The sequence below is a fragment of the Mesorhizobium alhagi CCNWXJ12-2 genome (genome assembly GCF_000236565.1).
Classification (GTDB): domain Bacteria; phylum Pseudomonadota; class Alphaproteobacteria; order Rhizobiales; family Rhizobiaceae; genus Allomesorhizobium; species Allomesorhizobium alhagi.
On record NZ_AHAM01000071.1, the window covers coordinates 1 to 21471 of the forward strand.

Annotated in this window: 25 protein-coding genes; 16 read left to right on the plus strand and 9 right to left on the minus strand. The window is 64.2% G+C overall.

The genetic code is table 11. From position 1 onward, the window contains the following. Positions 1 to 287 precede the first annotated feature (287 nt). The gene (locus MAXJ12_RS09870; RefSeq protein ID WP_008835686.1) at positions 288 to 965 is read left to right on the plus strand and encodes a lytic transglycosylase domain-containing protein; all 678 of its coding nucleotides are present in this window, start codon (positions 288 to 290) and stop codon (positions 963 to 965) included. A 2-nt stretch (positions 966 to 967) separates the two neighbouring features. On the opposite strand, the gene MAXJ12_RS09875 is transcribed toward MAXJ12_RS09870, so the two are convergent. Beyond that, positions 968 to 1639: a glutathione S-transferase family protein gene (locus tag MAXJ12_RS09875; RefSeq protein WP_040585622.1), complete on the minus strand. Its 672-nt coding sequence runs from the start codon at positions 1637 to 1639 to the stop codon at positions 968 to 970. 102 nt (positions 1640 to 1741) lie between these two features. Here MAXJ12_RS09875 and MAXJ12_RS09880 point away from each other — a divergent pair, with 102 nt between their 5' ends. The 3 genes from MAXJ12_RS09880 to MAXJ12_RS09890 all read left to right on the plus strand — a co-directional run bounded on the left by MAXJ12_RS09880 (position 1742) and on the right by MAXJ12_RS09890 (position 3825). Further along, positions 1742 to 2176: a MarR family winged helix-turn-helix transcriptional regulator gene (locus tag MAXJ12_RS09880; protein WP_008835688.1), complete on the plus strand. Its 435-nt coding sequence runs from the start codon at positions 1742 to 1744 to the stop codon at positions 2174 to 2176. Positions 2177 to 2254: 78 nt separating this feature from the next. Beyond that, positions 2255 to 3307: a serine hydrolase domain-containing protein gene (locus MAXJ12_RS09885; RefSeq protein ID WP_008835689.1), complete on the plus strand. Its 1053-nt coding sequence runs from the start codon at positions 2255 to 2257 to the stop codon at positions 3305 to 3307. 65 nt (positions 3308 to 3372) lie between these two features. Further along, entirely contained in the window at positions 3373 to 3825 is a 453-nt protein-coding gene (locus MAXJ12_RS09890) for a GFA family protein (RefSeq protein WP_008835690.1), read from the plus strand. Between the two features lie 163 nt (positions 3826 to 3988). Here the strand turns inward: MAXJ12_RS09890 and MAXJ12_RS09895 are convergent, their stop codons facing one another. Next, a complete protein-coding gene (locus MAXJ12_RS09895; protein WP_008835691.1) occupies positions 3989 to 4744 on the minus strand; it encodes a hypothetical protein in 756 nt (251 codons plus the stop codon). 368 nt (positions 4745 to 5112) lie between these two features. On the opposite strand from MAXJ12_RS09895, the gene MAXJ12_RS09900 reads away from it, so the two are divergent. The 4 genes from MAXJ12_RS09900 to MAXJ12_RS36655 all read left to right on the plus strand — a co-directional run bounded on the left by MAXJ12_RS09900 (position 5113) and on the right by MAXJ12_RS36655 (position 7346). Beyond that, the gene (locus MAXJ12_RS09900; protein ID WP_008835692.1) at positions 5113 to 5877 is read left to right on the plus strand and encodes a DUF899 family protein; all 765 of its coding nucleotides are present in this window, start codon (positions 5113 to 5115) and stop codon (positions 5875 to 5877) included. Between the two features lie 227 nt (positions 5878 to 6104). Further along, positions 6105 to 6476, plus strand: a complete 372-nt coding sequence (locus MAXJ12_RS09905) for an endonuclease domain-containing protein (RefSeq protein ID WP_008835693.1) — start codon at positions 6105 to 6107, stop codon at positions 6474 to 6476. Between the two features lie 140 nt (positions 6477 to 6616). Then, positions 6617 to 6925: a hypothetical protein gene (locus tag MAXJ12_RS09910; RefSeq protein WP_008835694.1), complete on the plus strand. Its 309-nt coding sequence runs from the start codon at positions 6617 to 6619 to the stop codon at positions 6923 to 6925. 22 nt (positions 6926 to 6947) lie between these two features. Continuing rightward, complete coding sequence (locus MAXJ12_RS36655) at positions 6948 to 7346, plus strand: hypothetical protein (protein WP_139043849.1); 399 nt, start codon at positions 6948 to 6950, stop codon at positions 7344 to 7346. Between the two features lie 252 nt (positions 7347 to 7598). On the opposite strand, the gene carB is transcribed toward MAXJ12_RS36655, so the two are convergent. After that, a complete protein-coding gene (carB, locus tag MAXJ12_RS09915; RefSeq protein ID WP_008835695.1) occupies positions 7599 to 11078 on the minus strand; it encodes a carbamoyl-phosphate synthase large subunit in 3480 nt (1159 codons plus the stop codon). Positions 11079 to 11307: 229 nt separating this feature from the next. Here carB and MAXJ12_RS09920 point away from each other — a divergent pair, with 229 nt between their 5' ends. Next, the gene (locus tag MAXJ12_RS09920; RefSeq protein WP_008835696.1) at positions 11308 to 11514 is read left to right on the plus strand and encodes a hypothetical protein; all 207 of its coding nucleotides are present in this window, start codon (positions 11308 to 11310) and stop codon (positions 11512 to 11514) included. A 48-nt stretch (positions 11515 to 11562) separates the two neighbouring features. Here MAXJ12_RS09920 and MAXJ12_RS09925 read toward each other — a convergent pair whose 3' ends face one another. After that, positions 11563 to 13149 (minus strand): BCCT family transporter, encoded by a 1587-nt coding sequence (locus MAXJ12_RS09925; protein WP_008835697.1) that lies wholly within the window; start codon positions 13147 to 13149, stop codon positions 11563 to 11565. A gap of 267 nt (positions 13150 to 13416) precedes the next feature. On the opposite strand from MAXJ12_RS09925, the gene MAXJ12_RS09930 reads away from it, so the two are divergent. From MAXJ12_RS09930 to MAXJ12_RS09945, 4 genes are all read left to right on the plus strand, one after another. Next, a complete protein-coding gene (locus MAXJ12_RS09930; protein ID WP_008835698.1) occupies positions 13417 to 14043 on the plus strand; it encodes a hypothetical protein in 627 nt (208 codons plus the stop codon). 168 nt (positions 14044 to 14211) lie between these two features. Further along, a complete protein-coding gene (locus tag MAXJ12_RS09935; RefSeq protein ID WP_008835699.1) occupies positions 14212 to 14520 on the plus strand; it encodes a hypothetical protein in 309 nt (102 codons plus the stop codon). Positions 14521 to 14666: 146 nt separating this feature from the next. After that, positions 14667 to 15026 (plus strand): VOC family protein, encoded by a 360-nt coding sequence (locus MAXJ12_RS09940; protein ID WP_008835700.1) that lies wholly within the window; start codon positions 14667 to 14669, stop codon positions 15024 to 15026. 97 nt (positions 15027 to 15123) lie between these two features. After that, on the plus strand, positions 15124 to 15501 hold the full coding sequence (locus MAXJ12_RS09945) for a VOC family protein (RefSeq protein ID WP_008835701.1): 378 nt from the start codon (positions 15124 to 15126) through the stop codon (positions 15499 to 15501). 270 nt (positions 15502 to 15771) lie between these two features. Here the strand turns inward: MAXJ12_RS09945 and MAXJ12_RS09950 are convergent, their stop codons facing one another. Next, a complete protein-coding gene (locus MAXJ12_RS09950) occupies positions 15772 to 16218 on the minus strand; it encodes a hypothetical protein (protein WP_008835702.1) in 447 nt (148 codons plus the stop codon). Positions 16219 to 16319: 101 nt separating this feature from the next. Here MAXJ12_RS09950 and MAXJ12_RS09955 point away from each other — a divergent pair, with 101 nt between their 5' ends. Continuing rightward, positions 16320 to 16937 carry a TetR/AcrR family transcriptional regulator gene (locus MAXJ12_RS09955; protein ID WP_008835703.1) on the plus strand — a complete coding sequence of 206 codons (618 nt, stop codon included), beginning with the start codon at positions 16320 to 16322 and terminating at the stop codon, positions 16935 to 16937. Between the two features lie 25 nt (positions 16938 to 16962). Here MAXJ12_RS09955 and MAXJ12_RS09960 read toward each other — a convergent pair whose 3' ends face one another. Both MAXJ12_RS09960 and MAXJ12_RS09965 read right to left on the minus strand, forming a co-directional pair. Then, positions 16963 to 17400 carry a VOC family protein gene (locus MAXJ12_RS09960; RefSeq protein ID WP_008835704.1) on the minus strand — a complete coding sequence of 146 codons (438 nt, stop codon included), beginning with the start codon at positions 17398 to 17400 and terminating at the stop codon, positions 16963 to 16965. Positions 17401 to 17536: 136 nt separating this feature from the next. After that, complete coding sequence (locus tag MAXJ12_RS09965; protein ID WP_008835705.1) at positions 17537 to 18547, minus strand: NADP-dependent oxidoreductase; 1011 nt, start codon at positions 18545 to 18547, stop codon at positions 17537 to 17539. Positions 18548 to 18698: 151 nt separating this feature from the next. On the opposite strand from MAXJ12_RS09965, the gene MAXJ12_RS09970 reads away from it, so the two are divergent. Then, on the plus strand, positions 18699 to 19277 hold the full coding sequence (locus MAXJ12_RS09970; RefSeq protein WP_008835706.1) for a TetR/AcrR family transcriptional regulator: 579 nt from the start codon (positions 18699 to 18701) through the stop codon (positions 19275 to 19277). Between the two features lie 4 nt (positions 19278 to 19281). Here MAXJ12_RS09970 and MAXJ12_RS09975 read toward each other — a convergent pair whose 3' ends face one another. After that, on the minus strand, positions 19282 to 19941 hold the full coding sequence (locus tag MAXJ12_RS09975) for a dihydrofolate reductase family protein (protein ID WP_008835707.1): 660 nt from the start codon (positions 19939 to 19941) through the stop codon (positions 19282 to 19284). A 91-nt stretch (positions 19942 to 20032) separates the two neighbouring features. Next, complete coding sequence (locus MAXJ12_RS09980) at positions 20033 to 20371, minus strand: ArsR/SmtB family transcription factor (protein WP_008835708.1); 339 nt, start codon at positions 20369 to 20371, stop codon at positions 20033 to 20035. 145 nt (positions 20372 to 20516) lie between these two features. On the opposite strand from MAXJ12_RS09980, the gene MAXJ12_RS09985 reads away from it, so the two are divergent. Further along, on the plus strand, positions 20517 to 21471 hold a 955-nt coding region (locus MAXJ12_RS09985; protein WP_008835709.1), incomplete at its 3' end, for an MFS transporter.

Sequence of the window (21471 nt, forward strand, 5' to 3'; positions counted from 1 at the left end):
GGTCAGACCGGCCTCGCTCCAGGCAATGCCGATCCAGCCGATAGCGGTTTCGAAAAGGGTGTAGGTCGAGGGTTGCTGTGCGGTTTCGGGCATCGGGGATTTCCTTACCGTTCGTTACGAAGACTAGCATGCGTGGCCGTCGGGCACAAATCAGGAACATTTTGCCCGCCACTGTCGCGATCCTGCCGATTTGCCTGCGAAACCGCCACCCGATTGCCGCGCGGGCGATCGTCATGTAAGAAAACGACCGGGCGGGACCACATATTAAATCAATTGCGAGTGCGGCTTTGCCTGCTTTCCATCGAATTCTGATCGTGCTGGCGGCGCTTTCACCGGCACTGGCCGCAGGTTGCACGACCGGCGGCGACATGGGCGCCCAGCTTTCCATGGCGCCCGGCGCGGATGTCAGCCTGCCCGACAGCGTCTCCATTCTACCTGCTTCCGCGGATGCGGGTTCCGGCCCCGACGCCGGCGTCGTTATGGCCGCGCTGCCCGGCAAAGATAGCGAACAGAAACTCCAGCCCAGCGCCTTCGCGCGCATCGATGCGCCGACCGCGACCTTCGGCCCGCAGGCCGTCGCGCCCCGCAGTCCGGAACTGGACGCGCTGATCACCCGCTATGCCGCCTATTATGAAGTGCCGGTCGAACTGGTGCGGCGTGTGGTCAAGCGCGAGAGCAACTTTCGCCCTGCCGCCCGCAACGGCCCCTATTGGGGCCTGATGCAGATCCGCCACGATACGGCGCGCGGCATGGGTTACAAGGGTGCTGCCAGCGGCCTGCTCGACGCCGAGACCAATCTGAAATACGCGGTCAAATACCTGCGCGGCGCCTACATCACCGCCGGGGGCAACCATGACCGCTCGGTGCGGTTCTACGCAAGCGGCTATTATTACGACGCCAAGCGCAAGGGGCTGCTGGAGGAGACAGGGCTCGGCAAGGACCGGCGCCGCCGGCGCGGCGTCTGACCTTACGCCGCCAGCGGCATCCGCGCCAGGATGCCGTTCTTCCTGCGCAGGAAAGCTCTCAGCCGGTCGTTGTAGTCCGCCACCACAGCATTCCTGACCGATGCGCGCTGGGCAAGTTCCGCCCGCCATGCCTTTACCTTGGGCAGGCCGTCGAACACGCCGAGATCATCGATCTCGTCGAACACGTCGAAATAGCGGAAGGCTGGTGCGAACACCGCGTCGACGATGGAAAAGACGTCGCCGGCGAAATAGCGGCCTTCGCCCAACTCAGCCTCGACCCGCGCGAATTTGTCCTTGAGGGCCGCGACCGCATTGTTGAATGCCGCGCGATCGGCAGTGGTCTCCAGCGTCCAGATGTCGGCGAGGATCGCCGAGCCGAATTCCATCCAGGCGCGATGGCGTGCTCTGGCCACCGGATTGCCGGGATGCAGCCTCGGCTCCTCGGTCTCGTCGAGATATTCGACGATCGCCGCGCTCTCGAACAGCACCTCGCCGTCGACCTTCAGCAGCGGCACCTTTCCGCGCGGCGAGATCTCCAGGAACCACTCCGGCTTGTTTTCGAGGTCGATGTCGACACGCTCGAACGGCACGTTCTTTTCGGCGAGCACGATGGCGGCGCGTTGGACATAGGGGCAGAGGTCGAACGAGATGAGCGTTATCTTGTCAGAGCGCATGGCGGCGGTTCCTTCGGTGTGGATGCAGTTGCATGAAAATAAATGCAGATGCATTGAATGTCAATCTTGATGCAGATGCATGAAATCAACTATGTGTGAGCCATGGACAGAAAACCGGACGAGGCGACGGAGGCGGCGTGGATCGGGCTTTCGCGCGCGCAGCGTGTGGCGACCGCGAGCATAGAGGCGCGGCTGAAGGCGGCCGGCCTGCCGCCGCTCTCCTGGTACGACGCGTTGTGGGAGCTGGAGCGGGCCGGCGACGCGGGGCTTCGGCCGTTCGAGCTCGAACGTGCGCTGCTGTTCGAACAGTACAATCTTTCCAGGTTGGCCGACCGGCTGGAAAAGGCGGGGCTGGTGGAGCGGCGCGCCGTGGAAGCCGACCGGCGCGGGCAGATGATCGCCATCACACCGGCCGGGCGGGATCTGCGCCGCCGCATGTGGGCGGTGTATGCCCCGGCTATCCAGGCGGCGGTCGGCGACAGGCTCTCGGCCGGCGAGGCGGCGACGCTGGCGGCGCTGCTCAAAAAGCTGGTGTGAAGCAATGTACGGTCACATCGCCGTGAGGAGGAGGCCGTCGTCCGTGATTTCGCCGCGTGAAGGCCCTAAGTCGCGCCGATGACCAGAGCCGCGGCATTATTTTTCGTCCTTCTCCTCATCCTCGCGCCCGCCGCTTCGGCGCAGGAGGGCGTCCCGCCAGACCCGCCGTCGCTCGATTCCGTACTCGACCGGGCCGAGGCGCTCGAGCCGCTGGAGACGGTGATCGTGGCGCAGGGCGGAAAAATCCTCGCCGAGCGCGGCTATCGCGGCAATTCGGTGGAGACGCCCACCAACATCAAGTCGGCGTCGAAGACGGTCATCTCGGCGCTTGTCGGCATTGCGATCGACAAGGGCGTGCTCCGGGGCGTCGACCAGAAGATCGCGCCGATCCTGCGCTCCCATCTGCCGGAGGATCCCGACCCGCGCATCGACGAGATCACCATCAGCCATCTGCTTTCCATGCAGGCGGGGCTGGGGCGAACCTCCGGGCCGAATTACGGGCGCTGGGTGCAGAGCCGCGACTGGGTGCGTGCGGCGCTCGCCATGCCATTCGACGACGAGCCGGGCGGGAACATGCTCTATTCGACCGGCTCGACGCACCTGCTGTCGGCGATACTAACGCGCGCCAGCGGCCGCTCGACGCGGGAGCTCGCGCGCGAATGGCTCGGCCCGCTCGAGAATTTTTCGATCGGCGGCTGGGAGCGCGACCCACAGGGCTATTATCTCGGCGGCAACCAGATGGCGATGAGCCCGCGCTCGCTGCTGGCCTTCGGCGAACTCTACCGCAATGGCGGGAAGACGCCGGAGGGGCAGCAGCTCGTTTCGCCCGGCTGGATCGAGGCTTCGTGGCGCCCGCGCACCAATTCGCGCTACTCCGGCGACGGCTATGGCTATGGCTGGTTCCTGCGCACGATCGGCGGGCGCGACGTGCGCTACGCCTGGGGTTATGGCGGGCAGATGCTCTACATCGTTCCTGACCTCGGCCTCACCGTCGTCATGACCTCGGCCGAGGACAATCCTTCGGCGCGCAACGGTCACCGCGACGATTTGCATGCGCTGCTTGCCGAGATCATCGGCGCGGTGGAGGCGGGCGAACAGGCCGGCGGCGCGGGCGCGGCGAAGGAGGGGTAGGGCTCTCGCGACGCTTGCCCTCCAAGCCTCCCGCGCTAAACTCGCGGTCTGCTGAGGAGGGTTCGATGGACTGGAAACTTCCGCGCGAGGGCTCCTGCCGCTGCGGGCAGGTGAAGATCAGGATAAGCGCCGCGCCGCTGGTCACCATGGCCTGCCACTGCACCGGCTGCCAGAAGATGAGCTCTTCCGCCTTTTCGCTGTCGGCTGCCATTCCCGCCGAGGGTTTCGAAGTGATTTCCGGCGAGCCCGTGGTCGGCGGGCTGCACGGCGCGACGAAGCACATGTTCTGCCCGCACTGCATGAGCTGGATGTTCACGCGGCCAGAAGGCATGGATTTTTTCGTCAATGTGCGCGCGCCAATGCTGGACGGCGCGGCCGATTTCGCGCCCTTCATCGAAACCTGGACCGCGGAGAAACTGCCCTTCGCGCAGACCGGCGCGCCGCATTCCTACGAGACGCTGCCGCCGATGGACGCCTATGAGGGGCTGATGAAGGAATATGTGGAGTGGGTGGGATAAAGCCTCTCACGCCCCGATCGGCAACACCCTATGGCGCGGCGCGTGACGAAGGCCCCCTCACCGTCTCGGGCTTCGCCCGAGCCACCTCTCCCCCGCTTCGCAGGGGCGAGGAACCCAGGCTGGAGGAGCCGGCTCACCTCACAATCGTCATGCTACTGAACCGTCAGGACGTGTCGGGGTGCTGAAGCGCCCAGAAGGCCAATCCGTGGGCGTTGTTCAGGACATCATCGACCTCGTGACCGGGCCGGCGGCGCCAGCCGGGCGGCCGGCCGGGGCGCAGCGGCCACAGGCGGCGTGGCCGCGATTCTCCCTTTTGCGCATCGCGGGAAGCCCGCCAGCGCGCGAAGCGCCGGGCGTGCGCCGGCAGATCGTCCAGCGCCGTGGCAAGTGCTGCGATCCGGAGGCCGAGACGCGCGGCATTGACCGGGTCGTTGGGCGAGGGCGGTGGCGGGAGGGAGAACGGCGCGCTGAAGCCGGGCACGGAAATGCGCGGCACGCCGCCGGCGACAGGCCGCCGGGGGCGGGGCAGGCGCAGCGGATCGAGAAGCGGCAGCGTTAAGGCGCGCGTGGCGTGCGGTTCCGCGACGCCCCCTCCACCGCCTTCGGCGATCCCCCTCCCCCGCTTCGCAGGGGAGGATCCGAAGCGGTGAAGTCGGCACGACCTGGATCCTCCCCCGTTAACGGGGGAGGGGGACCACGCGGAGCGTGGTGGAGGGGGCGAGACGACAATCCCGCGCGCCGCGACGATGATGAGCCGCCGCGTCGCGGCCTCGGCCGGCCGGAGCAGCCGCAGCACGGCGCGGTGGAGGTGGCGCGGCAGCGTCCCGCGGCCTTCGGCGAGCCCGGCCATGGCGACCAGTGCCGACAGGATGCGCTTCAGCGCCTCCCGGTTTTTCTCGATCGCCGCATTCCAGTCCATCGCCGCGTTCACTCCCTTCGACAAGCTGCTGGGAGGGAATATGCGGGCGGTGGGATGGGGTGTGAACAAAGTTTGGGAAAACATTCCTGACAGATGCTGACATGCTTGGGCGAGGCCCGCCCCCCTCCACCACGCTTCGCGTGGTTCCCCTCCCCCGTAAACGGGGGAGGATTAATGCCGCTGCCGTCCTTCCTCGGCGAAACCGGATGACGGAGCGCTGATCCTCCCCTGCGAAGCGGGGGAGGGGGACCATGCGAAGCATGGTGGAGGGGGCACGCCTCGCATGGCGGAAGGACACAATCCGGGCGAAACCAAGCGCCGGGCTGTTCGTTATGCCCCCGGCGGCGGGCAGCGGAAGGAGGCTCGCAATGCATTTTCCCAACGAATCCCCCGAATATCGCGTCGCGCGCGATCGCCTGCTCCAAAAGGAGGTCGAGCTTCGGCGTCAGATGGAGGCGGTGGCCGAGGAGCGGCGGAGGCTTCCGCCGGGCGGCATCTTGAAGGAGGATTATGTCTTCGACGGGCTGGGGGCCGACGGCAAGCCCGCGCGCATCCGCTTTTCCGAGCTGTTCGCGCCGGGGCGCGACACGCTGATCGCCTACGACATGATGTTCCCGCGCTATCCCACCGATCCGCGGCCGAAACCGGCCGAGGGCGCTTTCGCCAGGCTGCCGCGCGAGGATTCGCCGTGCCCGTCCTGCACCGCACTGGTCGACCAGTGGGACGGCGCGGCGGCGCATCTGGAGGCGGCAGGCTTCAACTTCGTCGTCATCGCCAAGACGCCGCTGGAGCGGCTGCTGACCTTCGCCGGCGAAAGGGGCTGGCGGCATGTGCGCTTCCTGTCGGCGGCGGGCAACAGCTTCAAACGGGACTATCATGGCGAGGACGCGGAAGGCTATCAGCAGCCGGTGCTGCATGTGTTTCGCCGCCGCACCGATGACGGCATCCGTCACTTCTGGAGCTCGGAATTGCATTTCGCCGAGGCCGAGCCCGGCCAGGACGAACGCGCCTTCGGCACGCTGGAGCCGGTTTGGAATTTTATAGACATGACGCCCGAGGGCCGGCCCGACTGGAATGTGGGGATCGACGATCATGGGCCGAGGGAGGCGAAGCCGGGGCTGGTGGCGGGGTGAGGGGATGGTGAACGCGCGGTCTTCCCTTCTCCCCTTGTGGGAGAAGGTGTCGCCGAAGGTGACGGATGAGGGGTGCTGGAAGAAACGAGGCGGCGGCCAGAGAGCGCCAAGCATGAGCGCACCGCCTCGTCCTGCTATGTCCCGATCCGTCCAACACCCCTCATCCGTCTCGGCGCTCCGCGCCGATCCACCTTCTCCCACAAGGGGAGAAGGGGTAGTGTCGCGCAATGCCGCATCAACCCGTCCAGCCAGCCAAGCGTCGATTTGCGAAGACGTTGCGGCGCGACATGACCGAGGCCGAGGACCGGCTCTGGCAGGAACTGCGCGGCCGCCGTCTCGACGGTATAAAATTCCGTCGCCAGGTTCCGGTCGGACGCTTCGTAGCTGACTTCATATGTGCCGATGCGCTGCCGATCGTCGAGGTCGACGGCAGCCAGCATGCGGATTCGGTTCACGATCGCGAGCGCGACGCGGAATTGAAACGGCGAGGCTTCAGGGTACTGCGTTTCTGGAACGACGACGTGCTGCGGGAAATGAATTCCGTTTGCGATACCATCATCGCCTATGTGCGGGATACGGGTTTGCAGCCGTGGAGGTAGGCGGGGCCTCCCTTCTCCCCTTGTGGGAGAAGGGAGGGTAGTGCTCCTTTTCGAACGTCACCACTTTTGTATATTGACTTGCCGACCTGACCGCTGAACATCGTAAGATTACCAGATCGTCGCACGGGGGGAGACCTGCGGTGAAAAAATTGCTGCTCATAGGCAAGATTGTCCTCGGAATTGTCCTGTCCAATTCCGCCTATTCTTTTGAGCAATCAGACTTACTGAAATGCAGTGCAACAGCGTCGCGTTGCGCCCAAGGTGATATCGCTACATCAGGCATGGAGGCCGACCGCGCTGCCGTTGTGAGCGTCTCTGCGGATATACCCATCGTAAAGACCGTCCTGTTTGGAACGAACAGGAAGCTTTCTGGGATAGGGGAAGAGTCAAATCTGCAAAGCATTTCGCGTGCCTTCACTGACGAACTGTCTGATGGCCTCATAAAATGAATTATCAGATGTAAATAGATCTATGGAATTTTACGACAATTTAAAGTCTGTAATATCTGAGAATGCGTCGGAGCAGGCAAAACATGTTGATATTGATTCGGTTAAATTCGATGAATTAATGACAAATACATTGTCCAGTATGAGCGTCAGGAAATGCTCGTCGAATGGCTTTGTTGCGGTTCAGGAGCCAGAATACACGCCGGAGGGAAACAACCCCTATGCAGATTGGTTTGTGAGCCGCGCTGCAGGTTCGTCCAAAGGTGATTGGGTCAGCGATGCTAGTTTGACCGATCTCGAGAGTGGCGAAACTATGGTTTATGGCGGACCGGTCAATCAGTATGTTCTGGGGGCTTTTTCATCAGCAGTCGTCGCGAGAACACTCGCAGAGCGATACGGGATCGAATACAGGGACGCTCAGTAGCCAATCCCGCAGCTTGAGAGGATGGTGTAGTAAGGCACCTTCTGTATAGCGTCGCGCGGTAGCCGAAGCTGGATTCGAATAAACTCCTTGCGGGACAGCTTTGCGCTGCCCCTCACCTGCCTGCCGGCATCCTCTCCCCGTATAGTGACGGGGAGAGGAGAGCGGCTTCGGCGTCGCGGCCACTCTCCAAGAGACCCCCACCCGGCGCGCAAGCGCGCCGACCTCCCCTCAAGGGGGAGGTGAAGAGGGCGCCTAAAAATACTCCTGCAGGGGCCGCACTTCCAAATTCCCCGCCTTCAACGCCGCGATGGCTTCGGCGACGGCGGCCGCGCCTGAGAGGGTGGTGTAGTAGGGCACTTTCTGCATCAGCGTGGCGCGGCGGATGGATTTGGAGTCGGAGACCGCCTTCTGGCTGTCGGTTGTGTTGAAGACGAGCTGGACCTGGCGGTTGCGGATCGCGTCCTCGATGTGCGGGCGGCCTTCCAGAACCTTGTTTATTTTCTGCGCTTCGACGCCGTTTTCGGCGAGGAAGCGCTGGGTGCCGCCGGTGGCGAGCACCTTGAAGCCCAGGCCGGCGATGCGCCTGACCGCCGGCAATATGCCCGGCTTGTCCTCGTCGCGCACCGAGACGAACAGGGTGCCTGCGCGGGGGAGATCAACCCCCGCTCCCAGCTGCGCCTTGGCGAAGGCCAGCGCGTAGTCGTAGTCGAGGCCCATGACCTCGCCGGTGGAGCGCATTTCGGGGCCGAGCAGGATGTCGACGCCGGGGAAGCGGGCGAATGGAAAAACGGCTTCCTTGACCGCGATGTGGCCGGGGTTTCTCGCGTCGGGCTTTGCGCCATAGGCGGCGAAGGCTTCGTCGAGGGTTTCGCCGGCCATGATGCGCGCGGCGATCTTGGCGATCGGCTTGCCGATGGTTTTGGCGACGAAGGGCACGGTGCGCGAGGCGCGGGGGTTCACTTCGAGAATGAAGATCGTGCCGTTCTGGATGGCGAACTGCACGTTCATCAGCCCGCCGACATTGAGCGCCCTGGCGAGTGCTGCGGTCTGGGCCTCAAGCTCGTCGACGATTTCGGTCGAGAGCGTGTGGACCGGCAGCGAGCAGGCGCTATCGCCCGAATGGATGCCGGCCTCCTCGATATGCTCCATGATGCCGGAGACGAAGGTGTTTTTCCCGTCGCAGAGGCAGTCGACATCGACCTCGATGGCGCCAGACAGATAGGTGTCGAAGAGCAGCGGATTCTTGCCGAGCAGCGTGTTGATTTGGCCGGTCTTGTCGTTGGGGTATTTCTGCTTGATGTCCTCCGGCACCAGGCCGGGCACGGTGTCGAGCAAATAGGACTGCAGCATCGTCTCGTCGTGGATGATCTGCATGGCGCGGCCGCCGAGCACGTAGGAGGGGCGCACCACCAGCGGGAAGCCGAGCTCGCCGGCGACGGTGCGGGCCTGCTCGACCGACCAGGCGATGCCGTTCTTGGGCTGCAAGAGGCCGAGCTTGTGCAAGAGCTTCTGGAAGCGGTCGCGGTCCTCGGCGAGGTCGATCATGTCGGGCGAGGTGCCGAGGATCGGGATGCCGGCCTTTTCCAGCGCGTCGGCGAGTTTTAGCGGCGTCTGGCCGCCGAACTGGACGATGACGCCGTGGAGCGTGCCGGCGGCCTGCTCGGCGCGCAGGATCTCCAGCACATCTTCTGCGGTGAGGGGCTCGAAATAGAGGCGGTCGGAGGTGTCGTAGTCGGTCGAGACCGTCTCCGGGTTGCAGTTGATCATGATCGATTCGTAGCCGGCCTCGGCGAGCGCGAAGGCGGCGTGGCAGCAGCAATAGTCGAACTCGATGCCCTGGCCGATGCGGTTGGGCCCGCCGCCGAGGATGACGACCTTCTTACGGTCGGAAACCTGGGCTTCGTTGGCGAGCTGGGCGGCGAAGGGGGTCTCGTAGGTCGAATACATGTACGCGGTGGGCGAGGCGAATTCGGCAGCGCACGTGTCGATGCGCTTGTAGACCGGGTGGACGCCGAGGGACTGGCGCTGCTTCTGGACGGCTTCGGCGTCGGTCTTCGTCAGCGAAGCGAGGCGGGCGTCCGAAAAGCCCATGCTCTTCAGCATGCGGAGATTGGCGGCGTCGGCGGGCAGGCCGTGCTCGCGGATGCGGGCTTCCATGGCGATGATGCCGGCGATCTGCTCCAGGAACCACGGGTCGATCCTGCACATGTCGTGCACCTCTTCCAGCGAGGTTCCCATGCGGATCGCCTGCGCCACCATGCGCAGCCGGTCGGGGGTCGGCGTGCCGAGGGCGGCGCGGATGGCGTTCTTGTCGTCGGCTTGGCCTATGCCGGGGATCTCGATCTCGTCGAGGCCGGTGAGGCCGGTTTCGAGGCCGCGCAGCGCTTTCTGGAGGGATTCCTGGAAGGTGCGGCCGATGGCCATGACCTCGCCGACGGATTTCATCGCGGTGGTCAGGGTGGGTTCGGCACCGGGGAATTTTTCGAAGGCGAAGCGGGGAATCTTGGTGACGACGTAGTCGATGGAGGGCTCGAAGCTGGCGGGGGTGGCGCCGCCGGTGATGTCGTTCTCAAGCTCGTCGAGCGTGTAGCCGACGGCGAGTTTTGCCGCGATTTTTGCGATGGGGAAGCCGGTGGCCTTGGAGGCGAGGGCGGAGGAGCGCGAGACGCGCGGGTTCATCTCGATGACGACGAGGCGGCCGTCGGCGGGGTTGACGGCGAACTGCACGTTGGAGCCGCCGGTCTCGACGCCGATCTCGCGCAGCACCGCGATCGAGGCGTTGCGCATCATCTGGTATTCCTTGTCGGTCAAGGTCAGCGCCGGGGCGACGGTGATCGAATCGCCGGTGTGCACGCCCATCGGGTCGATGTTCTCGATGGAGCAGACGATGATGCAATTGTCGGCTTTGTCGCGCACGACCTCCATTTCGTATTCCTTCCAGCCGAGCACCGATTCCTCGATCAGCACTTCGGTGGTGGGGGAGGCGTCGAGGCCGGACGCGACGATGTCGAAGAACTCGGCGCGATTGTAGGCGATGCCGCCGCCGGTGCCGCCCATGGTGAAAGAGGGGCGGATGATGGCGGGCAGGCCGACATGGTCGAGCGCCTGCGCGGCGATCGCCATTGCGTGGCCGATATAGCGCTGCTTGCGGTCGCCCTCGCCGAGGTTCCAGGTGGTTTCGAGCGCGTCGAGGGCGGCGTCCATATCGGGCGCGCCGGATGCTTTCAGCTCGGCGCGCTCGGCCTCGTGCTTCTTGCGGTCCTCGTCCTTGACGGCGGAGGCGTTGGCGAGCATCGAGCGCGGCGTCTCCAGGCCGATCTTCGCCATCGCCTCGCGGAACAGCGAGCGGTCCTCGGCCTTGTCGATGGCCGCGGCGTCGGCGCCGATCATCTCGACTTGATAGCGGTCGAGCACGCCCATGCGGCGCAGCGACAGCGCGGTGTTGAGCGCGGTCTGGCCGCCCATGGTGGGCAGCAGCGCGTCGGGGCGCTCGCGCGCTATGATCTTGGCGACGACCTCGGGCGTGATGGGTTCGACGTAGGTTGCGTCGGCCAGTTCCGGGTCGGTCATGATGGTGGCCGGGTTGGAGTTGACCAGGATGACGCGAAAACCCTCGGCCTTCAGCGCCTTGCAGGCCTGGGTGCCGGAATAGTCGAACTCGCAGGCCTGGCCGATGACGATCGGACCGGCGCCGATGATCAGGATCGACTTGATGTCGGTGCGTTTTGGCATGGCGGGTCCGTGGTTCGTTGCTTGCGCGGGTGGGCTTGCGCGAAAATCCGGCGCGGGGAGGCCCGGCCGGCGGCGCTGCGGATTTCTGAAGTCAGGCTAAGGGCGCCTTATAGGCAAATGTTTTGGCGCGCGTAACCCCGAAAATGCGGGCCTGCAAACGGGTCGCAGCGATGGTGGAACATGCCTGCCCGCGACGCGTTGGCCACGAAACGGATCACAGGAGGATGCCATGCGCAACGAACAGGCGGCCGTCACCCGCGGCGAGAAGGGCAGGAGCCAGATCAAGAAGGAACTGCGCGAGCGCGACAAGGACGAGAACTGGAAGGGCGAGTCGCTGAAGCAGGCGGATAAGAAGGAGAAACGCGCGCGGCGGCCGCGGGCCAGCGAGAAGGAGAAGACCGCCGGCCTCGCCGTGCCTCGGGGCGACGGGGGGTGATGAGCGGCGCGGCCGGACGGCTCTTGCAAGCCGTCCGGCCAGCCTTTGTCAGCGCGGTTCCGACTGAAGCGTCTTCCAGGTCGCCACCATCATGAGCAGCAGCAGGAGGGCGAAGGGGAAGCCGGTGGCGATGGCGCTCGCCTGAAGCGCGGCAAGCCCGCCGCCGAGCAGCAGCGCAATCGCGACCAGGCCTTCGAAAGTGGCCCAGAAGACCCGTTGCGCCACCGGAGCGTCGACCTTGCCGCCTGCGGTGATGGTGTCGATGACCAGAGAACCCGAATCGGACGATGTGACGAAGAACACGATCACCAGCACGATGCCGATAAGCGAGGTCAGTCCCGCCAGCGGCAGCGGCTCCAGCATCTGGAACAGGGACAGTTCAGGCGTGTAGGCCACGACGGTTTCCTGCACGCCCTGATAACCGTCGTTCAGGAATTGCGAAAGCGCGGTGCCGCCAAAGGCCGTCATCCAGAAGATCGACGCGATCGTCGGGATGAGCAGCACGCAAACGATGAATTCACGCACCGTGCGGCCTCTCGAGATGCGCGCGATGAACATGCCGACGAAGGGCGACCAGGAAATCCACCAGGCCCAGTAGAACGTGGTCCAGCCATGCACGAACTCGTCGTCGGTGCGTCCGAAGGGATTGGACAGCGCCGGCAGATGGGTCACGTAGGACCAGGTGTTGGTGAAGAAGCCGGTGGCTATTTCCACGGTCGGTCCGAGGGCGAAGACGAAAGCCACCAGCAGCACAGCGAGAACCATGTTGATCTCGGACAGGCGCTTGACGCCTGCGTCGAGGCCGGCGACGACCGAACCCAGCGCGACGGCCGTGATGCCGGCGATGAGCAGAACCTTCATCGTATCCGTTGCCGGAACGCCGTAGAGGAAGTTGAGGCCGGCCAGCGCCTGTTCCGCGCCGAAGCCGAGCGAGGTCGCCAGACCGAAGAGCGTGGCGAAAACGGCCATGATGTCGATGACATGGCCAATCCAGCCGCGAACGCGCTCGCCGAAAATCGGATAGAAGGCGGAGCGCACCGACAGGGGCATGCCCTTGTTGTAGGCGGCCAAAGCCAGTGAGAGCCCGACGACGGCGTAGATCGCCCAGGGATGCAGACCCCAGTGATAGATGGTGGCGGCCATGGCGGCTTCGCGCGCGGCCTCGACCGCGCCGGCATTCACCACACCGTCGGCAACCGGCCCGGCGATGCCCAGAGGCGGGTTGTTGAAGTGATACATCGGCTCCAGCACGCCGAAGAACATCAGTCCGATGCCCATGCCGGCGGCGAAAAGCATCGAGAACCAGCCGGCATAGCCGAATTCCGGCACGGCGTCGGCCCCGCCGATACGCACGCGCCCCATCGGCGACAGGACGACGGCGAGGCAAAACAGGACGAACAGATTGCCGGCTATGATGAACAGCCAGTCGAAGGTGGAGGTGAGCCATACGCGCAGGTTGCCGAGCGCCGGGCCGACGGAATCCCTGAAGATCAGGGTGAAGATGACGAAGCCGACGATGATTACCGCCGAGACGAAGAAGACCGGATTGTGAATGTCCAGCCCCAGAAACCGTATGTTGTCCTGACCGGCTTCGAGGCCATGATCCTCGGTAACGGTCGTTTCGATAGATGACATGCTTCCCTCCCTGAGATTTGGTCATGCGTCGATTCGCCCATCGGGGCGCATGGGCCGTGCGCAAGGTGACTCGGTTATCCCAGCGTCATGGTCTCAATTGCGACACCGACACGACAATTGCGACCTGGTGTAGCACTCTGGCGCAGCAAAGCCATGCGCGGAGACTGCCGCCAGCGGTACAAGCGGCGCAAGCCGGCTCACGAAGCCCGCAGGGCTTGCCCCACCGGCGGCGCTCTGGGATGATTGGCGGCGAAAGGACCAAAGCCGATGCGGCTTCTGCTGACGACGGCGCTGGTCGCGATGATTGCGGCGGTCGGGCCGGCTTCAGCCTACACAGTCTTTCCGGATCGCGACGATCCGGACAGGCTGATCGTGCTGATCGAGAAGCCCTATGGCGATCTCGTTGCCTTCGGAACGCTGCCGCCGCCGTTCAACAACGTCGTGCAGACGCTGCAGGGGCCGGACCGGCTGTCCTTCCGATGGCGCTACGGCAGGAGCAGGGAGGAGGGCCTTTCCTGGCTGCACGTCGACGAGGATGGGAAATCGACGATCCATTTCGAGTTCAGAGGCGGGGAAACCGTCGGCGAAGACACGCTCGGCGCGGCGGCAGTGCTTGTCGACGGGGAGGGCAGGGCGCTGCACAGCTTCTACGCCAGGTCGGACTTTTCCGGTGCGGCTCCGGTGAACGGCGAAAAACGCCGCCGGGTCAGCCTGTCAGTGGTGCGGCCGGGGGAATGGTGGCGCAGGGTCGACGGGATCGCCTACTTCTACATGAGGTACCACAAGCAGCGGGATCTTGGCGAAGACGAGCAGTGGCAGGCCATGCGGCGCGCCGTGTGGCGGTTCACAAGCGGGGCGGGGACCGAGCAGCGGCAGCAGGAAGGCAGGAGGTAACCCGCCGCCGGACGCGCCGGCAATGAGGCCGGACGTCCCGAAAGCCGACATGATTGGAACCGGCTCTTCAGACCCCAAACGGTCATTCCGGCTATCGCCCGCCATACGCTACCGCTCGACCGGCGGCGCTGGTATCGTCTGCGCCTGACCTTCACGACGGTGACAAAAATGGATCTGCAAACCTTCAGAGATTCGATTGCGAAACCGCAGCCGCCCGCCGGCTTGAGCGCTGCATTGCAGGCGCTTTGGTGGGATGCAAAAGGCGATTGGAACAACGCCCACGAGCGCGCGCAGGAGCACGATGACAAGGCGGGCATGCATGTGCATGCCTATCTCCATCGCAAGGAAGGCGATCAGTCGAACGCGGAATACTGGTATCGCCGCTGCCGCGCCGCACCGTCGACCTTGTCGCTCGACGAGGAATGGGAAGAGTTGGCGCAGGCGCTTTTGCAGCAAGGCCAGGCCGTGAACCCATAACCGCGAACGGCTGAGGTTGGCAGATTGTGGACAGGCCGCTTCCGAGCGCTGAATCGACAAAGCTGCCGTCCGATTATGCTCCAGATGTTACGGGAACCTTGCTGGTCGGGGAGGCGTTCACATCGAGCTGACCCGGAGAAGAACAAATGAAACCGCAGAAGATGTACGCCGCATTGCTCACCTCGGACCTTGCGGCGGCCGAAGGCTGGTATACGAAGCTGCTCGGTCGTGGACCGGATAATCGGCCTATGGACACGCTGGTGCAATGGGAGCTCTTCGACCAGGCGGGGTTGGCGCTTTCAGCCGACGACGAAATCGCCGGCAGGGGCGTGATGTTCCTTTACGTCGACGATGTCGCGGCCGAGCGCCGCAGGTTGCATGCCTTAGGGATTGCGCTCGGGGACGACATTGAGGGTGACTACTCGACACTGGCGCAGGTGCGCGATCCTGACGGCAACTTGCTGACGCTGGCAACGCCGCCCTCGCGGCCCTTTCCGCCGGCATGACTGCGCCGGAAAAACCCGGCTTCGGGAGCCGGCAAGGAGCAAGTGATCTAAAAGGCGGAAGCTGCCGTTATCGTGAAAGGTCAAAACGGAGGCTGTTGTGATCCACCATGTTTCGGTAGGTACGAATAATGTTGGGCGCTCGAAGCGTTTCTACGACGCCGTTCTGCCCCTCGTCGGCATTATGCCTATGGCCGAGGACGAGGGTGGACTAGGTTACGGAAGCGGCACGTTTCACTTTAGCGTTCAGGTTCCAATTGACGGAAGACCTGCAACCGTTGGCAATGGCACTCACATCGCCTTCGCCGTGGAAGACCGTTCGATGGTCGATCGATTCTACGCAGCGGCACTAGACCACGGTGGTAGCGACGATGGTGCGCCGGGGCTGCGGCCAGACTACGATGCCAACTACTACGGAGCCTTCGTTCGCGATCCAGACGGCCACAAAATAGAGGCCGTGACCTACTCCGCAAGATAGCCACCAGCTTTTGTCCGGTTATAGGCGAAGGCTGGGGATGGCTGAACGACGCATGAGGGGTCGTTTGCTGACTGGCTGCTTTCACATCGCGCCGGATTCTGATTCAGGGCCACCATGAGCCGATGTGCCTTGAATGGCGCGTGCTCGAGCTACCCAACAAGTCAAGAGGTGTGCCGTGTGTTGATGATCCGGCGTGCGCCTCCGATCGATTTGGCGCACGCCATGGCGACTGGATGGGCCATTGGTCGGGAAAGGCCCATTGCTGGATTGTCAGTTGGACATCGCTCCCACCTCGGTGACGGTAAGCTTGTCGCCCGAGCGCGCGATTTCGAAGCTGTGGTCAGGCTCGCCCAATTTGCCCGGCACGGAGATCGTGGCCGATTGGTTCTCGGCGAGAGTGGCCGAGAAGCGCACGGGCGTGGCCCCGCCGTCCGCGATCGTCGCGACAAACCGATAGCCGTCGTCCGCGCTGGTGTAATAGATCACTCCACGAAAACGGCCGAGATCAATGCTCTCGCCGGCCATGGCGGACAGTTCGCCGGCATGCAGGGGAGACGCGGCAATCAAGAATGCCGCCATGCCGCCGGCAAAGCTCCGCAGCTTGGCGCCACGTCCGGATTTCGCTCCCTGCTGGTCCGCGAGGACATTACCGGTCGATTGCGCGCGCTGCTGGGTAGAGGTCAAGCGGCTTCCGACTTCATTTGCAACGGTGTTCATGGCACGCTCCAATGTTGACAGTGTTAACTTCCAGACGTTGACGTAAGCCCGAAAGTAGGCGATGTCAACATATGTTTTCACTGACAAGTTCGTGAGGGAAGATGCAGGAGACGGCCAATCGGCCCTATCACCACGGCGACCTGAGGCGCACGGTCATCGAAACCGCCATGGCCATGCTGCACGAGGACAAGGGCTGGCAGTTCACTTTGAGGGAAGTGGCGCGCCGCGCCGGCGTCAGCCATGCCGCTCCCTACAAGCACTTTCCGGACAAGGCCGCCCTGCTTGCCGAAATGGCGCTGCTGGGATTCGACAGGCTGCATAAAGCGCTGACGACGGCGAAGCCAAAAAAGTCGAATACCTTGCGGGACGAGTTCTTCGCCGTCGGGCGGGCCTATGTTGAATTTGGAACGTCGAATCCGGGCCTCTACCGGCTCATGTTCAGCGCGGAGGCGGGCAAGGCGGCGGACGTGCATTTGAGCGAAAGGGCGCTCGCCGTGTTTGGCGTGGTGACCGAAATGCTGGAGCGGGGCCAGGCCGAAGGAGTGCTGCGCAAGCGCGACGTGCGGGGCGGGGCGGCAGCGTGCTGGGCGCAAATGCATGGCATCACGATGTTGACCATGGAAGGGTTGTTCCAGCTCGAAAAAGTCGGCCCGGATCCGCTGGACGCCGCTCTCGTCACGCTGCTCGAAGGGCTGGAGAACCAGGCCGTGAACTCATAAAACTGCTTGCCAGGTGAGTAAGTGCTCAGCTGAGTTCCTGGGCGAGTCCGATGAGAAGCCCTTCAGGCCCACGGATGTAGCAGAGCCGATACATGTCCTTGTACTGGACGACATCGCCTACCAGCTGCGCGCCGCGCGCGCGGAGCCTTTCAAGCGTGTCGTCGATGTCGTCCACGGTGAACATGACGCGGAGATAGCCCAGAGCGTTAACCGGGGCGTTGCGGTGATCCGCGACGACAGGCGGCCTCAGGAAGCGGGATAGCTCGAGCTGGCTGTGGCCGTCCGGCGTGCGCATCATGGCGATCTCGACGTGCTGATCGCCCAGTCCAGTGACACGTCCGGCCCATTCGCCTTCGATCGTTCCCTGCCCTTCGAGTTCAAGGCCGAGCTCGCGAAAGAAATCAATCGTCCCTTCGAGATCTTCGACGACGATTCCTACGTTGTCCATCCGTTTGAGCGCCATGCGTCCAAATCTACAAGGCGTCGTTCAGGCCGTAAACCCATAACACTGCTTGCCAGGCGAGCGTTGCGGAAGGCGTAAGCTGTCCCCCTGCGCTGAATTCGGCGCGACTTGTTTTTCGCGAGCAGGACAGCTCCCGTCACTCGCCGAGCTTGACCAGCATCTTGCCGATGTTGTCGCCCGAGAACAGGCCGAGGAACGCCCTGGGCGCGTTGTCCAGGCCCTCGACCACCGTGTCGCGCCACTTGATGCGGGCGTCGGCGATCCATCCGGTCATTTCGGCGGTGAATTCCGGCAGCAGGTCGTAATGGTCGAGGACGATGTAGCCGCGCAGCGAGAGGCGGTTGACGATGATGCGGGCGAGGTTGCGCGCCGCGTCGGCGACGCCCTCGTCATTGTAGCCGGCGATCATGCCGCAGATGACGAAGCGGGCGTGGTCCCTGGCGTTGGCCAGGGCGGCGTCGAGGTGCTCGCCGCCGACATTGTCGAAATAGACGTCGATGCCTTCCGGAGCGGCCTCGGCCAATGCGGCGGCGAGATCGCCCGCGGTCTTGTAGTTGATCACCACGTCCGCGCCCAACTCGTCGCGGACCCAGGCTGCCTTGGCTTCGCCCCCCACCGAGGCGATGACGCGCGCGCCCTTCGCCTTGGCGATCTGAACCGCCATCGAGCCGACCGCGCCGGCGGCGGCCGAGATGAAGATCGTCTCTCCAGCCTTCAGCTCGCCGATGCGTCCGAGGCCGACATAGGCCGTGAAGCCGGGGACGCCCAGCGGTCCGAGCCAAGCCGGTTCGGGCGCGGCCGCTGCGTCGATCTTCGATGCGGCGGCCGCGTCCACGATGGTGTAGTCGCGCCAGCCTGAAAAATGGCTGACCAGATCGCCGGGCTTGAACCTGTCATCGGCGGAACGCTCGACCACGCCGACCGCAGCACCCTCCAGCGCCTCGCCGAGCTGGAACGGCGCGATGTAGCTCGGCCGGTCGCGCATGCGTCCGCGCATATAGGGATCGACGGACATCCATGTCGTGCGGACCAGAAGCTCGCCCGGCGCGGGCTCAGGAAGCGTGCGGCTCACCATTTCGAAATTGTCGAGGCTGGGCAGTCCGTCCGGCCGGCTCTTGAGATGGATTTCGCGTGCTGCAATCGTCATGGGAATCCCCTATATAGAAGTGTACGGATGGTAACTTACGACTGGTAACTTACTATAGGTAACATAGGAGATGGCCTTCAGCGTTCCAAGCGCGCGGAGCGGTTTCGATTGTACCAGCGGAGCAGTTGTGGATAGACCAGCGACAAGAAAGATGCCGAAGGCGGCGCGGCGCGAGCAGTTGCTCGACACGGCGCGCAAGATCATTGCTGAGGAGGGAACCGAGGCGCTGACGCTCGGCCATCTCGCCGAGCGGGCCGGCGTGAGCAAGCCGATCGCCTACGAACATTTCGGCACGCGGGCCGGACTGCTGGTGGCCTTGTGCGACGAATACAACGACCGGCAGGTCGCGGCGCGGGAAAAGGCGCTCGCCACGGGCAGCGCGACGTTGGCGGACATCACCGCCATTTTCGCGTCAGCCTACGTCAACTGCGTCCTCGACATCGGACCCGAAATGGGCGCTGCCTTCGACGCGCTGGCCGCCAGCGAGGAAACCGCCGCATTCCGGCAATCGCTGCGCCAAGGGTACATCGATGAATACCGCAAAGGATTTGGACGGCTCGTCGACGTACCGCCGACGGAAGGTAACGCGATCTACGCCGGCTTTCTGGGCGCGGCCGAGGCGCTGGCGAACGACGCCGCGGCCGGTCGGATAGGCCGGGCCGCGGCGATCGAGGCTTTGTCGCGGATATACACCTCCACGCTGGAACGCTATCCGCGCACGACTGACTGATCGCTCAGGTCAAATTCCTGCGCCGATCGAGTTCGGCTTCCGTCGGGGTCTCGAATTCGAAGGAGCCGGTCTTAACCTCGCCGTCCGGCACGTATTTCGTAACGACGATGCCGGAGGGCGAAGACTGGACGGAGAGGAGCTTCAGGCCCATAGGCTGAGCTTCATCACCGAAAAGCCGCTTGCCCTTGCCCAGGATGACCGGGAACAGCGAGACGTTGAACTCGTCGACCAGGCCGTGCGCGAGCAGGGTCTTCAGGAAATCGGTGGAGCCTTGGGTCAACAGGTCCGGGCCGTCCCCCTGCTTCAGCTCCTTCAGCGCGGCGACCGCGTCGGAGCCGAGCATTTGGGTGTTTTGCCAGCTCGGCTTGAAATCCGGGTTCCGGGTCGCGACGAACTTGGTGATGCGGTCGAACAGCGGTCCGATCGGGTCGTCCTTTTCGACATAGGGCCAGTGGGCGGCGAAAATGTCGTAGGTCTTACGGCCGAGCAGAAGGTCGAATGGCTTCGCGAACATCTCGCCAACGATCTCGCCCATCTTCTCGTCGAAATGCGGCGCGCCCCAGCCGCCATATTTGAAGCCGCCGGTCGGATCTTCGTCCGGACCGCCCGGCGCCTGCATGACGCCGTCAAGGCTCGTGAATGCCGCGGCAATAATTTTCCTCATTGCGTTTCTCCTCGTTGAACGCCCCGGTCAAAGCCCGAGATCGATGCTAGGACGATCAGGAAGCCTGTTTTCCGACAGCGCCGGGAGAAAATCAGCCCACATTCTCGCTGAATTGCGGCGTCGGCGTCTCGGCGGCGGCGACGATCGAATCCAGCAGGCCAGGAAAGCGCTGGTCGAGCTCGGCGCGGCGCAGCGAGATCAGGCGGCTGGTGCCTGAAATCTCGGTGCGGGTCACCCCGGCCTCGCGCAGCTTGGCGAGATGGTAGCTGAGATTGGTCTTGGAGCCGAAATCGAGGAACTGGCTGCAATTCATCGGCACGCCTTCGTTGCGGGCGAGATATCTCACGATGGCCAACCGCGTCTGGTCGCCGAGCACGGCCAGCACATTGGCGAGGTCGATCTGGTCGATGGAGGGATGAGGCAAGATCATGGGTCGAAAGTAGAGCCGTTCAGGGCTCGGTTCAACGTGGCGCGGGGTTCCTGACATAGGCGTGGCAGGAGGCTTGTGGCAGTAGATTGACATGACGCAGCGATAGGTTCAATAGTTCAAGAAATTTTGAACTAAGGAAAAGTTCATGGACAAGCGCCTGATATGGCTGGCCGTGGGATCGTTCGCGATGAGCACGGTGGGCTTCGTCTTCTCCAGCCTGCTGCCGGCGATCGCCGCCGACGCCGGCGTTTCCGTTCCACATGCCGGCTATCTGATCACCGCATTTTCGCTGGCCTACGCCATCGGCGCGCCGGTGCTGTCGGCGCTGGCCGGCGAGATCGACAGGCGGCGGGTGCTGGCGGCAGCCATGCTTGCCTTCGTCGCCGGCAATGTCATCGCGGCGACAAGTTCGTCCTTCTCCGGGCTGCTGGCAGCGCAGATATTGATGGGCATGTCGGCCGGCCTGTTCGCCGCGACGGCGCAGGCGACGGCCGTGGCGTTGGCCGGGCCGGAACACCGCGCACGCGCCATCGCGGTGGTCGTCGGCGGCACCACATTCGCGGTCGCGCTCGGCGCGCCTGCTGGATCGCTGATCGCCACGATGTGGGGCTGGCGCGGCACGTTCGTTGCCATCGCGCTGCTCGGCCTCGCCTGCGCGGTGATCCTGTGGGTGCGGCTGCCGTACGGAATGCGGGGCGCTCGCCTGACGCTCCGCGAGCGGTTTGCCGCGGTTGGCAGGCCCGGAATATTTCCCTCGCTCTCGGTGACGTTTCTCTATCTCACCGGCGGCTTCGCCATCATCTCCTATATCGCGCCGCTGACCACGGAGGGCGCGGGCCTGCCGGCGCTCGCCATACCGGGCATGCTGCTCGCCTTCGGCATTGGCGCCGTGGTCGGCAACCTCGCCAGCGGCTATCTGGCCGACCGCATCGGGGCGACACGGGTCGTCGTCCTGGCGCTGCTCACGTCCGCGGCCGTAAGCGTCGTTATCGCGCTCGTGCTCAAATTCCTCCCGCCTGCGATCTCCGGGCCGGCGCTAATCGCGCTGATGGGTCTGTGGGGCACGATCGGCTGGTCGTTTCCGCCGGCGCAGGCAAGCC